Annotated in this window: 12 protein-coding genes; 1 reads left to right on the forward strand and 11 read right to left on the reverse strand. The window is 61.9% G+C overall.

Going from position 1 to position 15,860, the window contains the following annotated elements:
• Positions 1-23: 23 nt before the first annotated feature.
• From NLM15_RS32225 to NLM15_RS32245, 5 genes are all read right to left on the reverse strand, one after another.
• Positions 24-992, reverse strand: coding sequence for a TauD/TfdA family dioxygenase (locus NLM15_RS32225; RefSeq protein ID WP_254121791.1), 969 nt, complete (start codon positions 990-992; stop codon positions 24-26).
• Positions 961-1,716, reverse strand: coding sequence for a thioesterase II family protein (locus NLM15_RS32230; RefSeq protein WP_254121792.1), 756 nt, complete (start codon positions 1,714-1,716; stop codon positions 961-963). Before NLM15_RS32230 ends, NLM15_RS32225 begins: the two co-directional genes overlap by 32 nt.
• 21 nt (positions 1,717-1,737) lie before the next feature.
• Positions 1,738-1,965: an MbtH family protein gene (locus NLM15_RS32235; RefSeq protein ID WP_254121793.1), complete on the reverse strand. Its 228-nt coding sequence runs from the start codon at positions 1,963-1,965 to the stop codon at positions 1,738-1,740.
• 377 nt (positions 1,966-2,342) lie between these two features.
• A complete protein-coding gene (locus NLM15_RS32240) occupies positions 2,343-4,682 on the reverse strand; it encodes a TonB-dependent siderophore receptor (protein WP_254121794.1) in 2,340 nt (779 codons plus the stop codon).
• A 246-nt stretch (positions 4,683-4,928) separates the two neighbouring features.
• Positions 4,929-6,077: an amidohydrolase gene (locus tag NLM15_RS32245; RefSeq protein WP_254121795.1), complete on the reverse strand. Its 1,149-nt coding sequence runs from the start codon at positions 6,075-6,077 to the stop codon at positions 4,929-4,931.
• A gap of 456 nt (positions 6,078-6,533) precedes the next feature.
• On the opposite strand from NLM15_RS32245, the gene NLM15_RS32250 reads away from it, so the two are divergent.
• The gene (locus tag NLM15_RS32250; RefSeq protein WP_254121796.1) at positions 6,534-7,430 is read left to right on the forward strand and encodes a LysR family transcriptional regulator; all 897 of its coding nucleotides are present in this window, start codon (positions 6,534-6,536) and stop codon (positions 7,428-7,430) included.
• A 10-nt stretch (positions 7,431-7,440) separates the two neighbouring features.
• Here NLM15_RS32250 and NLM15_RS32255 read toward each other — a convergent pair whose 3' ends face one another.
• The 6 genes from NLM15_RS32255 to NLM15_RS32280 form a co-directional block, all read right to left on the reverse strand.
• A complete protein-coding gene (locus NLM15_RS32255) occupies positions 7,441-8,493 on the reverse strand; it encodes an isocitrate/isopropylmalate dehydrogenase family protein (protein WP_254121797.1) in 1,053 nt (350 codons plus the stop codon).
• Positions 8,494-8,574: 81 nt separating this feature from the next.
• On the reverse strand, positions 8,575-10,056 hold the full coding sequence (locus tag NLM15_RS32260) for an aldehyde dehydrogenase (protein ID WP_254121798.1): 1,482 nt from the start codon (positions 10,054-10,056) through the stop codon (positions 8,575-8,577).
• 112 nt (positions 10,057-10,168) lie between these two features.
• Positions 10,169-11,059 carry an NAD(P)-dependent oxidoreductase gene (locus NLM15_RS32265; protein WP_254121799.1) on the reverse strand — a complete coding sequence of 297 codons (891 nt, stop codon included), beginning with the start codon at positions 11,057-11,059 and terminating at the stop codon, positions 10,169-10,171.
• A 74-nt stretch (positions 11,060-11,133) separates the two neighbouring features.
• Positions 11,134-12,627, reverse strand: a complete 1,494-nt coding sequence (locus NLM15_RS32270; protein WP_254121800.1) for a sugar ABC transporter ATP-binding protein — start codon at positions 12,625-12,627, stop codon at positions 11,134-11,136.
• A 4-nt stretch (positions 12,628-12,631) separates the two neighbouring features.
• On the reverse strand, positions 12,632-13,696 hold the full coding sequence (locus NLM15_RS32275; RefSeq protein ID WP_254121801.1) for a hypothetical protein: 1,065 nt from the start codon (positions 13,694-13,696) through the stop codon (positions 12,632-12,634).
• A 14-nt stretch (positions 13,697-13,710) separates the two neighbouring features.
• A complete protein-coding gene (locus NLM15_RS32280; RefSeq protein WP_254121802.1) occupies positions 13,711-15,828 on the reverse strand; it encodes an SMP-30/gluconolactonase/LRE family protein in 2,118 nt (705 codons plus the stop codon).
• Between the last annotated feature and the right edge of the window lie 32 nt (positions 15,829-15,860).

A 15,860-nucleotide genomic window follows, 5' to 3' on the forward strand; every position in this document is an offset into this window, starting at 1 on the left:
GCCCGAATGACGAGTGCTGCCGGTCACCCCTGCCGATGAGCTTCGGCCATTGCGACGATCACCTTGCGCGGTCCCTTGAATGGAGCACGCGCATGCGCGGTGAGCATATTGTCGAGCATCACGACGTCGCCGGCCTGCCAGGGAAAGCTGACCTTGTGTTTCTCGAGAACGGTCCGGACGATCGACAACGTCTCGTCCTCAATGGACGAACCATCACCGTAGAAGACATTGCGCGGCAGATCGGCTTCGTCATCGACCACGTCGAGCAGACTCTCGCGTACTTCCGGCTCGAGATTGGAGACGTGGAACAGATGTGCCTGGTTGAACCAGACCCAGTCGCCCGTGACCGGGTGCCGCGCCGTCCCCTGACAGACCTGGCGCGTACGGAGCTCTCCATCCTCTTTCCACTCGCATTCGATGTCATGGCGAGCGCAGTATGCCTCCACTTCCGACCTGGAGTCGGTGCCGAACACCTGCTGCCAATCGACATCGAGGCCGTTGCCGTAGTTCCGCACATACATCACGCCCTTGTCAGCGAACCGTTGCCGAATGGACGGCGGCATGTCGCGATAGATGGCGCGGCTGTCGGCGATCGGCGTCTCGCCGCCTTCCAGCGCCGGCTGCATGCAATAGAACCAGATCTTCATCGGCCAATCGCGGGTGTAGGCCTGCTCGTTGTGCAGCGGGATATGCTGGTGCGGCGGATATTCCGTAGACGTGTAGACCCCTGAGGTTACCTGCGAACGCGGCGTCGATCCAAACTCGTAGGTGAGCAGCGGGTGACCGAAATCGGCCGCGAAGGCCCGAAACGCATCGGGACCATCGAGCGAGAAATCGCGAAACACGATGCCGCCACTATCGACCAGGTGCCGGTCGACCGTCTCGCGCAGCATCGGAAGCGCTTTGCCGAGCGGCTCCCCGGCCTCGCCTGCCTTGAGCAGCAGGGGAAGGGTTTTGCCTTCAATGAGTGGCTGAACGGAAAACGCGCTCATGACTTTCGCTCCGATGCACATCAATCGATCGCCCCGATCGCCGGGCCAGCGCGGCGCCGATGCGGTCGATCAGCTCGGCTTGCTGCGTGTGAATGAAGAAGTGATGCCCCGGCAGGATATCGAGCGCGAATGACACTGAGGTCTCCTGCCGCCAGGCCTCGAGCGCTTCGCGGCCGGTCGCGTCGTCCGCTCCGCCGAAGACGTGCACGGGGCATGGCAACGGACGCCGCGGCCGGTAGACATAGGCCCCGCACATCAGAAAGTCGGCGCGGAGCACGGGCAGCGCGGATCGCATCAACTCCGCATTCGACAGCGCCTCGTCGGGCGTGCCCTGAAGATCGCGCAACTCCTGCATCAGAGCCTCGTCGCTCAGCGGCTGGCGCCACTTGCTGCCGTCCCGAACCGCCGGCGCCTCCGCGCCCGAGGCAAAGAGAATGGTCGGTGCAGGCGCTCCGCGATCAATCAGGCCGTGCGCGAGCTCGAACGCGATCACCGCACCGAGGCTGTGCCCGAACAATGCGTAAGGCCCGTCGAGTTGCGCACCGAGTTCGCCAGCGAGCTGCGCTGCCAATACGTGCGGATCGGTCGCCAGCGGCTCGTCCATGCGCGCGCCGCGCCCGGGCCATTCCACCGGCCGCACGTCGATCCACGACGGCAGAAGCCTGCGCCACCGCGCATAGAACATGGCGCTGCCGCCGGAGTAAGGCAGACAAAAAAGCCGCATCGAACGACTGGACTCCGCTGACTACGCCGACCGCTGGGGCGTCGCGTCATCCATGAATTTGCGCAAGCTGAGCGGGCGCATGTCGGTCCACACCTGTTCGATGTGGTCGAGACATTCCTTCTTGCTGCCCGTCTTGCCCACCGCCTTCCAGCCGCCCGGAATTTCCTTGAACGTCGGCCAGATGGAGTATTGCTCTTCGTGATTGACGACGACGGTGAAGGTGACGTCGTCTCTGTCGAACACCATCATGGCTCGGTCCCCTTTTCGGAAAGCGAAAGCAGAGACGTTTGACTAGGTCAGAAGCAGACGATGGTCAAAGTAATAACGACGCCGCATTTTTTAAGAGCTCAAAACTGGCGACGGACGCACACAATGCAACCTCTGCGCTTGCACGCCAACACGTGGTAAAATATCGAGATTTCAGGACGCGTCGCAGATTGCTGCAATTCTAACTGCACAAGGAGGAACTTTTCCGATGCGATTTGATCGCGCGTTTTGTCGCGGGCCATCCTTCATCGCACTGTCATCAATCGCGACAAGCGGACCTTTGCTGCATGGGATCAAAGAAAGACCGCCGCGGAGGAGATCCGCGGCGGTACGCATCCGACACAACGAGAGCACTGTGTTCAGAAATTGAATGTTGTCGACAGGAGGTAGGTGCGCGGGGCACCGAGCGACACTGCGCTGCTTACCGTGCGATAGGAGTTCCAGTACGCCTCGTTGAACACGTTCTCGACACTGGCACGAATGACGATGGGCTTGCCGTTCCAGGGCGACAGGAAGCTGTAGCGCGCGCCAAGATCGACCCGCGTCCACGCAGGAAGTTCCTGAGTATTCGCATCGTTGGCGTAACTCTCGCTAGTGTAGATGACCCGGCCTGTCATGGTCAGTCCAGGTAGGAACGGAGTGTCCCACTCGGCTCCCAGATTGACGTTGACCGCTGACACGCCGACGGGGACCTTCCCGTTGTAGCTGACAATGATCGATCCAACCGAGACTGCCTGCTTGACCACCTCGCCATCGATGAAGGTCACGCCACCCAGCAGCCGGAACGTCGGCGTCACCTCTCCGAACGTGAACAGCTCAAGGCCGCGATTGCGCTGCTCACCGGCGAGTCGCCTCGCAGGCAAGACCTGCCCAGGTACAGCAACCGAGATCGTGTTCGGGCTGGTGATGTCGAATACGCTCGCCGTGAAGCCGATCCTGCCCATATCGACCTTCATACCGACTTCCTTCTGCTTGGTCTGAGCAGGAGGAATGATCTCGCCGACGTTCGAGTACGACGTGGCTCCGACAACAACTTCCGGCGCCTTAAGGCCTTCGATGTAATTTGCGTAAAGGGAGATATTCTCCACCGGCTTGACGATTACCGCATAGCCGGGACTCCAGGTCGGAACATCGACACTCGATTTGGCGGAGGTCAGTAGGTTCACGCTGTCTACACCCGCCGTCTGCCGCCTCGCTCCAATGACAAACTGAAGCCTGTTGTTGAGCATCGACATCGTGTCAGCGATACCGACGCTGGTGAGCTTCGTCCGCGTCTCCAGGTTTTGGACGACGGTGGCGAAGTTCGGGTAAGGGATCGGCAGCGGATTGTACAGATTTGAATTGACGGCGGCACCGGCTCTGCCGAACGAGCTGTAATCTCGCTCGAAGGCCGAGTAGTTGACGGTCAGGAGGTGATTGATGGGGCCAGTGTCGACCGAAGCACGCAGCCCGACCTCACCCGTGTAACTGTCATAGACATCGCGCCCACTGAACGGGGCCGCCGTCCAGTTGCCATTCGCGCTCGTGATGCGCGGCGATGGATAGACGTAGTCAATCTCGCTCTTGTGATATCCAGCCGCACCAAACGCAGTTACGGAATCCGTCAGATCGACTTCACCACGCGTCATGGCGAACGCATCCCTCGGCTTCCATGTTGCCCAGTCCGGCATGTAATTGGAGCCGGGCTTCGGAAGGGCTGGAACCGGAATGGTGGTCGCAAAAGGAGGGCTGGTGGTAAACGTCAAGAATCGCAGCGGCGGCTTAAGATTTTCAGCTTGGTAACCGATATCCGTCGAAAAACGGACACGCTCGCCGCGATAGTCGAGATTGAGCACGGCATTGCCGAACTGATCGGTCTGCCGGTCATACGCGGTCGATCCGCCCCGCCCTTCGCCATTGAAGCGGATTCCCCATTCTTTATGTTCGCCGTATCGCCGGCTCACGTCGGTTTGCAGTCCAAATTGGGACTTTGAAATGTACAGTGCGGTCAGCTGCGTGATGTCGAAGTCTGGCGCGCGCTTCGTCACCAAATTTATGCTGCCACCATTAGCACCCGCAGGCGGCATGCCGCCGAGAAGCACGCCCGGCCCCTTCAGAACCTCGACGCGCTCGAGGAAGTTCGCTGACGTCGAATAAAACGGCGCCATTCCATAGAGGCCGTTCATGGAGTAGTCGCCACTGTCGTAGTAGAAGCCTCTGATGTAGACGCCATCGATGCCGTTTCCAGCGGGCGTCTTCGTCCGAACCGAAGGATCGTTGAACAGGACGTCGCCGACGGTCCGCGCTTGCTGATTCTTAATCAGCTCGGCCGTATAGCTGGTCTGGTTGAACGGCGTGTTCATTATGCCGCGATTGCCCAGAAGTCCGAGACTTCCACCGCTCGCGACCTGGCCGCCCGCAAAGGCGGGCGGCACCGTGCCGAGCGTGCCGGTCGATGGCACCACATAGGGAACGGGTGCGGCTTGGCGGGGGGCCACCGCGGCGGCCTGCCTCTGTCCCCGCGACGCGCGCGTCGACTGGGATCTCTGGATCGACTGCCGAACTCGTGGCTTGGGAGCATCGACGGTTACAGGCGGCAGATTCGATTGCGCAGATGCATGCTGAAAGTCACCCGACGATTCGATCGACAGCGCAAGATAACTCACCGCTCCCAGCGATAGCGTACGCACGATTTTGATGGCCGAGAGTTCACGCGTCATCCTGCACCCCAATTCCACTTAGCAAGCAAGTCCCCGCGCTTCCTATCATGCGAGGATGCTCGGAGAAGGAATTGAGAACTAGAAATTATCTAAGGTTGCAGGACAAACCGTCGCGACTGGAGGATCGATTCTTCATCTCCAATTGCGTCGTCCGATTTTGAACGCTTCTATTTTCTAATCGTTCTAATCGTCGATCCGCATACGGCACGTCAGCGACACTTTGCGGCTTTGTCCTGAATTTCTGATCTAGCCAAGCAGGTTGCGTATCGCCCGCATGAATATTCCTGCGCCAATTCCTATCAGCTCATCTGGAAAGTCATAATTCGATTCATGCAGGCCGGGATGCTTCTCGCCCGCCCCCAGAAAGAACATCGCCGCCTTGGATCGCGCACCGAAACGCCCGAAATCCTCAGAGCCACGCAGCGGAAGGCCATGTGCAGAATGTCGCACCCCTTCCAAATCGAGAGCGCTTCTAAGATGGGCAACAGCGTCGACATCATTTGTGCAATGATTGAACACGTCGCGATAGGCGATTTTCGAACTCAGTCCCTGGTCGGCCGCCACGCGTCGAATCAGGCCTTCTGCTTCCAGGCGAGCTCGTTCCATCATCTCGTCGGTCGGCGTTCTCAGTGTCGCCCACAGCTCGCCATGCCCCGGCGCGATCCCGAACGCCGGCTCCCCAAGCCTCGCGTGGGTGACCGTCAACATTGAGAAATCCTCATCCCGTTCTTTGCCATGCCCGAGCGAGGGAAGCTCGACCAAGAGCTTGGCGAGCGCATTTCCCGGGGAAATCCCGAGCTCGGGGTTTGAGGCGTGCGAAGTTCGCCCTGATAATTTGATCTGCATTCCCTGCGAGGCGCAATTCACCAATCCCTCGCCAAGGGAGACCTGTCCCAAACCTAATCCTGGCAGGTTATGCAGCGCGAAGACAAAGTCGGGTTGCACTTGCCCGAACTTCGCATCGGCAAGGACAGCGGCTGCGCCGGATCCGTCTTCTTCGGCGGGCTGAAACAGGAGTGCCGCGCGGCCTCGTCGTGGACGTCGTCTCCCCAAGCCCTGCGCCACGGCTACCAGAATTGCCATGTGCCCATCGTGGCCGCAGAGGTGCGCCTTTCCAGGCGCCAGTGACCGATGCTCGAATTCCGATGTTTCCTGAATCGGCAGTCCATCCAGTTCAGCCCGAAGCATGATCGTCGGGCCCGGCTCACATCCTTCATAGATTCCGAGCACTCCGTGACCACCGAGCCCGAAAATGATCCTGTCGGCGCCCGCAGCTTGAAGACGGGTCCGTACCGCCTGAGCGGTCTTTGCCTCTTGCCCTGATAGTTCAGGCTCAGCGTGAAGACGGCGCCGCCATGCAATCAATTCATTCAAGTCGTTCTCAGTCAGGAACATCGGGTTAGCTCTCACTGGTCGTCGTCGCGTGACAGATTCGGCCAAACGTCTGCTCGCACGTATCATCTGGAACGACAAATCGCGCTTACCAGCATCACCAACCGCTTCATCTGCAGCAACGATGATTGCCAGTCCGACGCGACGTCGTCCCACCTTGCCGCTGATTAGGAGTCAGCCGCAAGCTGCGAACAATCAATGGTTTCCCGGTCGCAGACCGGAGCCTATCCGACCGAAATTGGGCATCCGTCGCGCGATCAGGCGGTTGTTTTTGCACCACGCCTGCTCGACGTCGCCCGCCCGGAGCCTGCTGCACTGCAACTTGAAGCCTTCGTACGCGCGGCATGGCATGCGTGTCAGTCGGCACTGGATATTGCGGATGGACCGGCGTTCCGGGAAAAGAGAGGGGTCCCCGCCCTCCGCGTTGGACGGCTTAGAGGCCGAACAGGGTAACAACGCTTGTCGAACATCAATCTCAAGCTTCTCCATACCTTCCTGCTCGCGGCCGAGCACGAAAGCTTCCGGAAAGCCGCACAGGAATCGAACCGGTCTCCGTCCGCGGTGAGCATGCAGGTCCGCGACCTGGAAGAGCAGATCGGCGTCCTGCTCTTTCGCAGGACGCCGCAGAAGGTCTTGCTCACCCCCGAAGGCAAGATCCTGTTCGAGCAGGCAAAGCGTGCCCTTCAGGAAGTCCAGTCCGGCCTCGACCTCCTGACCGAAGCGGCACAGTCCCGCAGCCGCCACATTCAAATGGCCTGCGTTCCGACGCTCGCGACCGGCTGGCTTCCCAACATCCTGGCGACGTTCAAGGTCCGCTATCCGCGCAGCCAGGTGCAGCTCATGGAGCTGCCCACCGCTCCCATGCTCGAATTGCTGAGGCGGCGCGACGTCGAGTTCGGTGTCGGTCCGCAGATCCCAGGCATGGAGGATTTCGAGTTCGAGCCGATCCTGGAGGATCCGCTTTATGCCTGTGTGCCGCCGATCTTCGACGAAGGGCAGTCGAGCATCGGCTTTGCCGACCTCGCCGACAAGCCCACGATCATGCTGTCGACGTCGACTGCTGTCCGCGGGCTGATCGACGACAAGCTGGAGACGCTCGCCATCCGCCTCGACGTCCAGTTCGAGGTCCAGCAGGCCACGACGGCCATGGCCCTCGCAGCGTCGGGTCTGGGGATTGCTATCGTTCCGCGGGTTGCGCTGGTGCAGGCTGGCGTGCAGCAGTTTCGCATGGTCCCGATCTCCGACCATGTCGGGCTTCGTCGGGTCGGCCTGATCACTGCCCGCGGCCCGATCCTGCGCCCGAACACCGAACGGCTGATTGCATTGATACGGACGAGCCTCGCCCAGCTCCGCTGAGCGTGGCGCATCAAAGCAGCTTCAAAAGAGCATCCACGACCTGACCCGTTGTCGCGAGGCCGCCAATGTCGCGGGTCCTCAACGCAGGGTCCTCCAGACCGCCGCGCACAGCAGCCTCGATCCTGTCGGCGCCGAGCCGCAAACGTCCATCCCGATGGCGCTGATCCAGACGCCGGAGCATCAAGACCGACGCCAGAATCGTTCCGTAGGGATTGGCAAGCCCCTTGCCCGCGATGTCGGGAGCAGAGCCATGCGAGGCCTGGAACAGGCCTATTCCGTCCCCGACCTCCTCCGATGGCGCAACACCCATCCCGCCAACGGTCGCCGCGCCCAGATCGGATATGATGTCACCAAACATGTTCTCGGTGACGATGACGTCGAAATGGGATGGCCTGTTGACGAGATGCACCGTCATGGCATCAACGAGGACGTGCTCGGATTCAATGTCCGGATAGTCCTTCGCCACCTCGTCGAAGACAGCTCGGAAGAACGCATAGGTGCGCAGCACGTTGGCCTTGTCGCAGCAGGTCACGCGGCGGCGTCCGTCTTTGGGCGAACCGTTGCGCGTTCTGGCAAGTTCGAACGCGAACCGGACGACGCGTTCGATGCCTTTGCGGGTCTGGACAAGCGTGTCGACGGCAACTTCTTCCCTCAGCAATGCGCCTGCGCCCCGCGCGGCATAGAGCCCCTCGCTGTTCTCTCGGACGATGACGTAATCGATCAGGCCCGGGCGCCCGAGTGGGGACGGAACGCCATTGTACAGCTTGATGGGCCGCACATTGGCAAAGAGGTCCAGCTTGAAGCGGAGCGTCAGCGTGAAGTCGAGCCCCGCCTCAGTCCCATCGGGATGAACCACGCCGGGAATGCCGGCCGCTCCGTGGAGAATGGCGTCGGCCGTCCGACAGCCCTCGAAGGAGCTTGCCGGAAACGAGTCACCGGTTGCAAGGAAGTGATCGGCGCCTGCGGGATATTCCACGAACTCGAGCGTGCCAGCCTGGACGCCCGCCTGCAGCACCGCAACCGCTGCTCGACCCACTTCTGGTCCGATGCCGTCGCCATGCACGACCGCAATTCTATAGGTGTCCTTCATGATACTCGCTCGACGGATTGCAACTGTGGTCGCCTCACATGGATCGTCCGGGGATCAGTCCAACTTGATCCAGACTCCCTTCGTGTTCAGGTATTCGTCGAGCTGTTCCGCGCCGCCCTCACGACCATATCCGCTCATCTTGTAGCCGCCGAAGGGCATTGCAGGGTCGATCGCGTGATAGGTGTTCACCCACACCGATCCTGCGCGGAGGCTGCGCGAGATGACGTGGGCCTTGCTCACGTCGCGCGTGAAAACACCTGCGGCGAGCCCGTATGGCGTCGCATTGGCTCGCTCCACGGCCTCGTCGAGCGTATCGAACGGCAGTGCCGAAATGACCGGGCCGAAGATTTCGTCGCGGGCGATCTGCATGTCGTCGGAAACGCCGGCGAACACGGTCGGCTCGACGAAGTTACCCTTCGCGAGGCTGCCTTCCCTCACCCTCCGGCCTCCGGTCACGACCTTCGCGCCCTCGTCGCGTCCACTGCGCAAGAAACCTTCGACCTTATCGAGCTGTCGCTCGGAGACGAGAGGGCCGATCTCCGTTGAGGGATCAGCTCCATCGCCGATCTTCAGCGCCGAGGCAAACTTCCCGAGCCGTTCGACCAACTCGTCGTGGATCGCTCGCTCGACGAACAAGCGGGAGCCGGCGATGCAGATCTGACCTGAATTGGCAAACGCGGCCATCGCGGCAATCGGCACAGCCTTGTCGAGGTCCGCGTCGGCGCAGACGATGACCGGTGACTTTCCACCGAGCTCGAGAGAGACCCGCTTGAGGTTGCCGGCCGAAGCCCGGATGATCGCCTGCCCGGTTGCGGTGGATCCCGTGAAGACGATCTTGTCGACACCGGAATGTTCGGCCAGGGGCGCACCGGCCTCCGAACCCGTTCCGGTCACGACGTTGACGACACCGGGAGGCACGCCGGCCTCGTTCATCAGATCCGCAATCAGCAACGGCGTCAGCGGCGCCTCTTCGGAGGGCTTGAGCACAATCGTGCAGCCGGTCGCGAGCGCGGGCCCGATCTTCCACACCGACGCTGCGGTGGGTGCGTTCCAGGGGATGATGGCTCCAACGACGCCGACGGGCTCCTTCCGAGTGAACGAGACGATGTCCCCCGGCAGCGAATTGTCTATCGTCTGCCCGTGGAGCGCCGTCGCCATGCCGGCGTAGTATCGCAACATGCCGAGCACGCGAAGCTTGTTCGCCCGCGTTCGGGCGATCGGCATTCCCATATCGGCCGTATCGGACTGGCTGACCTCCTCCCAGTGCTTCTCGAACAGGTCGGCGATACGCAACAGCAGCGCTTGCCTCTCGAACGGCTTGAAACGGCTCCACGGTCCGTCGAAGGCACGACGAGCCGCGGCGACCGCAAGGCCGATGTCCGTCGCATCCCCGCGCGGCACTCGACCGATCACTTCACCGGTCGCGGGGTTGCGCGTCTCGAAGACTTTTCCCGAGCGGGCCTCTACCCACGCACCATCGATGAACATCTTCCTGATACGGCCGTCGATTGGAAATCGGATCTCGGCGTTTGTCATCGCAGTACTCCTGTCTCAACAGTGGCGGTGGTCGGATGCCCCGCCGTTGATTGATTTCGCCGCTTTCGTTTGCGGAGATCTTCGCCTCGGGCCCGGCTTTCAGGAAAGCCGTCTACTGCTTCCGCAGGAAGCGCGTCAATTCCGGAATGTAGGCCTGGCCGTGGCCGCTCTCGACCACTGCCGCGATCGCACCGGCAACACCGTCGGCGATCGTCCTGGATGCGCCGGATGTACCGGCCATCGTCCGGTAGTAGTCGATGTCCTTCAACGCATTGCCGATGAAGAACGGGACCGTGCCGACGTCATTCGTCACGATGGCGGGCGTCATGCGCTGTAATGCAGCGCCGGCCCCGCCTCCCTTGGCGAGGACCTCGACGAAAACCGCGGGATCGACGCCTGCATCGGCCGCCTGTGCAGCGGCTTCGCTGAGCAGCGCCATGAACCCGATCGAGACATAGTTGTGAAGCAGCTTGAGTCGATGACCAAAGCTCACCGGCCCAACTCGTTCGACGCCCTCGGTGAAAGCTGCAAGGACCGCGCGGACGCTTTGAAAGTCTGCTTCATCGCCGCCAACGAGAAGGTTCAACGCCCCCTCTTCCGCATGCTTTGCCGTGCGTGTCATGGGCGCATCGAGGAATCCACCGCCGGCGGCCCGGACGGCAGCGGCCATTCGCAACGTCGAGTCCGGCAGAGCGGTCGAGCAATCGACGACGATGGCCCCCTTGCGCAGACGGGACAAAACGCCGGCGTCACCGGTAAGGATCGCCTCGACCTGGGGGGAGCCGGTCACGCAGAGGATGACAACGTCCGATATTTCTGCCACGTCGGCAGGAGTCCTGCAGGCTGTAGCACCGAGGCCGATGAGGTCGTCGACAGGCTGATTGCCCGGATGATCGAGAAAGGCCAGTGGAAAGCCGCCACGTGCCAGGACGTTCTTCGCGATTCCGTGGCCCATCAGGCCTACGCCGATAATTCCGACTTTCGTCACAATGACCTCGTTCATCGTCTCGCATGTCCGGTCGCCGGATCTCGTGCCCCAGCGTTGGAGAACCGGCATCCACTTCGCTCGAAAACGCTCTAGTGGACGGCGGCGTACATGATCTGCTGCTCGGTCGCTTCGGTTGCCTTGATCTCCTCGACGATCTTGCCCCGCTTGGCGACCAGGATGCGGTCCGACAGTGCCAACACCTCAGGCAGGTACGAGGAGATCACGACCACGGCCAGGCCTTCGTCGGCCAGGCTGTTGATGAACTGGTGGATCTCGACGATGGCTCCGACGTCGACGCCGCGGGTCGGCTCGTCGAAGATGATGAGCCTCGGCTTCTGAATGAGCGACCTCGCGATGACGACCTTCTGCTGGTTGCCGCCGGAGAGCTCAATCACCCTGGCCTTTTCGTTGATCGACCGAAGCTGAAGCCGGCCTGCCCATTGACGCGCCAGGTCCTTCGCCTGTGTCATCGAGATCACCGATAGCGGATTCGACGAGCGGGAGAGCTCGCCGAGATGCAGGTTCTCAGCCACCGTCATCGTCTCGAAGAAGCCGTCGAACTTGCGATCTTCCGTGACGTAGACGATGCCGTCGCGAACTGCCTTGCGCGGAACCCGGTAGCGGACTGATTTTCCGCAATACTTGATCTCGCCGCCATGAAAGAGGTCCCGCTTCAGCACGCCCGCGACCACCTTCATCATTTCGGTGCGGCCGGCGCCGACCAGGCCGAAGACGCCAGTTACCTGTCCGGCGAAGATCGAGAACGACGTATTGCGGACCATCGTGCCCGAGGACAGGTTCTCCACGCCGAGCACCCGTTCGCCGTACGCTCTGGGCTGGCGCCCACGGTCGCCATGCAGCGTCTCGGTCAGGCTGCGTCCGACCATGGCCTGAATGATCGTATCGCGTGTGAATGCCGCCTTGACGTCCGATGCGACAAGCCGCCCGTCGCGGAGGATGGTGATGCGGTCGGCCAGTTGCAGCGCCTCCTCGAGCGCGTGCGAGATGAAGATGATCGCCACTCTGTCGGCGACCAGACGCCGGATCAGGTTGAAGAAGTGCCGCTTCTCCTCAGGCGTGAGAGTCGCCGTCGGCTCGTCGAAGATGATCACCTTTGCCTTGTGATGGACCGCGCGCGCGATCTCAACCATCTGCTTCTGGGCTGCCCCCAACTGCGAGACCTGCGCCGTGGGATCGACCTGGAATCCCATGCCGGCCAGGAACTGCCTGGCCTGGATGTAGAGTCCCCGCAACCGATTGAAGGTCTTCTCCTCGCCCAGATAGATGTTCTGGGCCACCGTCATCGACGGCACGAGATTGGTCTCCTGGTAGACCATGACGATGCCGTGCTTCAGGCCTTCGGCCGGCGCCGACAGATGCACCGGCGTTCCGTTCAGAAGCATCTCGCCGGAGGTGAGTCTGTAGACGCCGGCGAGGACCTTCGTCAGGGTCGATTTGCCGGCACCGTTCTCGCCGAGGATCGCGTGCACCTCTCCGGGCGAAACGGCGAAATCGACGTCCTCGAAAGCCGGGATCCTGCCAAAGAGCTTCGTTCCGTTGCGGATCTCCAGAATGTGCTGCATGCAATTACTCCGAGAGGACGGCCGCAGGATCGCGGATTGCCAGAACCGCATTCGAACCCCGGCTGGCGACGTAGAGAGCGCCGCCGCATTCGGCAGCGGCGACGGCTCCATGCCGCGTGCCGTCCGCGCGGGAATGGAACGACCCGATGGGCGTCATGTTCGCGTCGCAATACGCCACCAGCCCGTAGGAGCGCGTGACGGAATAGGGCTTCAGGATGCCCATCTGCTTCAGCTGGCTTCCCTGCATCGGCTCCTTGAAGCTGCGCCCTGAACAGAGTGAGGGCGCCATCCAGTAGTCCTCCGGCACTTCGTTCACCATGCGCGTCCTGTACGCGTCCTCACGCAGGATGAATTCCACCAGTTGGTTGCGCACCGAGTAGAAGCAGAGCCACACGCCGCCGGCGGCCGAGCGCGTCAGGCGTGCGGGATAGCCAGGCAGGCCGGTGGCGAGTTCGCGAATCCCGCCGCCCGGGAGCGCCACTGCAAGAATGCGGTGCCGCAGGCACTCGGAGACGAACACCTGTCCGGCTGATGCCACCAATCCGGATGGCCACCCCAATCCGGCCGCTGCGATGGTGACCTTGTCCTTGGCGAGATCCACGACGACGACTGAGCCCGAATTATCTTTCGTCATCAACGCGCGCCGCCAGTCGAGTGCGCCGACATGTTTCGACCCGTTGCACACAGCAAGTGTCGACTCATCCAGCCACGCGATCGCGGTTGGACACTGCAGGACATCGCCTGGGGGCTGCACCACCATGCCGTCGAAGCGGCCGCCCCGCACGACAACGCCGTTGCGGTCCAGCCCGATCGCAAGCGCTTCACCCAGCCCAGCCATCGCCGTGATCGGAGCGTCGAACCTTGCCACCGTCTCCGGGCTCAAGGACGAGGTCGGCTCCAGACGGAGCAGCGCGGAGCCGCTCGAAGCAAGGAGCTGCGCGCCGAGCGTCACGAGGTTGTCAACCTGGTCGATCTCACAGAGGACCGGAGCGATCTCGAGTTTCTGGTTTGGCAAGAACGGCCCGTCGAGCACGGGAACGGTGACGGCGCCCTCGCGACGCCCCAGCACTTTATCTATCCACTTCACCTGCGGGAGCCCCAATAGCTATCCACCCCGCAGAACGAAGGATCCGCTCCCTGCAGCCGATAGGTCCCCATCCGGTTGTTGAAGATGCCGCACAGATAAAGCACGCCCTTGTGCTCCCGCATCGAGGTAATCATGGGGTGCTTCTGCCCACCCTGATCCCAATAGCTCTCGAGGATCTCGCCCTTCTCGTTGAACTTGAGCACGCAGCCGGTGTTCAGGTTCGGCATCAGCCAGGCATCCTCGGAACAGCGCCGCGACATCCTCTTGCGGAAGCCCGGCATTTCGAGCGACAGGTCCAGCGCGGGTGTGCGCATCCCCATCAGGGCCAGCCAGTAGCTCCCGTCAGACGCACGATTGATGTTGTCGGGATAGCCGGGAAGGTTCGGAATGACGACTTCGACCTCACCTTTCCTGGGCCCATCGAAATAGTACCGGCTGATCCGGCAAGCCCAGCTTTCCGCGAACAGCACGGAGTGGTTGTCATAGGACATGCAGATGCCGTTTGGAAACACCAGGTTCCTCAGAACGGTTCTGGTCCTTCGGCTCTTCGGGTCATAGCGGATGATGCGGCCATTGCCGCGGCTCTCGAGTGCGTCCGAGTACCAGTCGTGCATCTCGAACCTGGTCGTCGCCTCGCTGAAGTAGATCGAGCCGTCGGGCGCAATGTCGAGATCGTCCGCGAGCTTCATGTCGGAATCGTCGATGATCGACAGCAGGCTCCGGTTCGTCTCTGCGGTCAGCCGGCGCACCGTGCCATTCATCTCCACCTGATAGAGACCCATTCCCGCGACGCAGATATTGAGATGTCCCTGGCGGTCGAAGGCCATTCCCAGTGGTGACCCGCCGATATGCGCCAGCACCTCCCAGCGCTGATAGTCCGGCGGAAACCAGCGCAGGATGTCGCCGTGACGGTTGCCTGTGTAGAGGTTGTCGTCGCGATCGAAGATGACGTCCTCTGCTCCCTCCAGGACGCCGAGGCCGATAACGCCGACTTCGCGCAGCTTGTCGTTCGGCGCCATGGCACCGGCTTCGGAATCGGTCAAAGTGGCCGGCATGCGGGCGTAGGCCGGCGAGATGTACACGCTTCGCAGCAGCTTGTGGCGGTTCTTGACCCAGCGCACGTCGAGAAAGACGGCAGCGACAAGGATCAAGCCGAGGACGAGATCGGCACCCGGGCCGGAGATCGCGAGCGCGAGGAAGCTGTTCGACAGCAGCAGCACGAAAACAGCGCCCATGATTGCCTTGGAGACGGTGCCTCGTCCGCCGCCGAGCGAGATGCCGCCAAGCACCGTGGCCGTGAGCGCCTGCAATTCGAGGCCCGCCCCGACGTCCGATGCCGCGCTCCCGATACGGCTGGCGAACAGAAAGCCGGACAGGGCGACGAGAGTGCTGCAGCAGACATAGGCGCTGAAGATCGTCCAGCGCACGTTGATGCCGGCGTTGTATGCCGAGCGCCGTGCGCCGCCGACCGCGAGAAGGTGCCAGCCGTACCGCGTGCGGGAGAGCACGACGTGAATGCCGATCGCCATGGCGGCCGTCATCATGAAGGAGACCGGCACCAGCCCGATCGCCGCGGTGCCGAGATATTCGAACGCGGCGGAGGAGGATACGTTGGTCACGATCGCCGTCGAGAACTCCGGAAAGACGATCTCGAACAGCGATCGGAAGATGATGAGCGTGACCAGGGTCGTGAGAAATGCCCGCATCCTGACATAGCCGACAAGCAATCCGTTCAGGGCGCCGCACGCAGCCCCGACGGCCAGGGCCGCAATGAGACCTGCGCCGGCATTCCATCCTTCGACGTTCATGCCAATCAGCGACATGAGCACGGAGAGCGCGAAGACCGACCCGACGGAGAGGTCGATTCCGCCCGAGATCATCACGATCGTGAGACCGAGAACGATCAGGCCAAATTCCGCAAACTGGCGCGCGAGATTTCCGAGGGTCGTCCATTCGAAGAAATGCGGAACGAACGGCCCCAGACCGAAGACGAGCAGCGCCAGCGCCAGGAACGGGATCGCACTATCGACCCACTTCTTGGTGAGGATCTCCCCGATCACGTGATCGGGAAGAAGCCTGTAGCGCCACCGAACGATGTCCGTCGAAAAGCTCATCTCGGATATTCCCTGCGCGCGCCGGCCTACAG

Origin of the sequence: Bradyrhizobium sp. CCGB20, assembly GCF_024199855.1 — a bacterium.
Classification (GTDB): Bacteria; Pseudomonadota; Alphaproteobacteria; order Rhizobiales; family Xanthobacteraceae; genus Bradyrhizobium.

Coding starts and splice junctions, on each gene's coding strand:
- NLM15_RS32225 (WP_254121791.1), bottom strand. CDS start 992: ATGAGCGCGTTTTCCGTTCAGCCACTCATTGAAGGCAAAACCCTTCCC.
- NLM15_RS32265 (WP_254121799.1), bottom strand. CDS start 11,059: ATGAACGAGGTCATTGTGACGAAAGTCGGAATTATCGGCGTAGGCCTG.
- NLM15_RS32270 (WP_254121800.1), bottom strand. CDS start 12,627: ATGCAGCACATTCTGGAGATCCGCAACGGAACGAAGCTCTTTGGCAGG.
- NLM15_RS32235 (WP_254121793.1), bottom strand. CDS start 1,965: ATGATGGTGTTCGACAGAGACGACGTCACCTTCACCGTCGTCGTCAAT.
- NLM15_RS32230 (WP_254121792.1), bottom strand. CDS start 1,716: ATGCGGCTTTTTTGTCTGCCTTACTCCGGCGGCAGCGCCATGTTCTAT.
- NLM15_RS32280 (WP_254121802.1), bottom strand. CDS start 15,828: ATGAGCTTTTCGACGGACATCGTTCGGTGGCGCTACAGGCTTCTTCCC.
- NLM15_RS32260 (WP_254121798.1), bottom strand. CDS start 10,056: ATGACAAACGCCGAGATCCGATTTCCAATCGACGGCCGTATCAGGAAG.
- NLM15_RS32240 (WP_254121794.1), bottom strand. CDS start 4,682: ATGACGCGTGAACTCTCGGCCATCAAAATCGTGCGTACGCTATCGCTG.
- NLM15_RS32245 (WP_254121795.1), bottom strand. CDS start 6,077: ATGTTCCTGACTGAGAACGACTTGAATGAATTGATTGCATGGCGGCGC.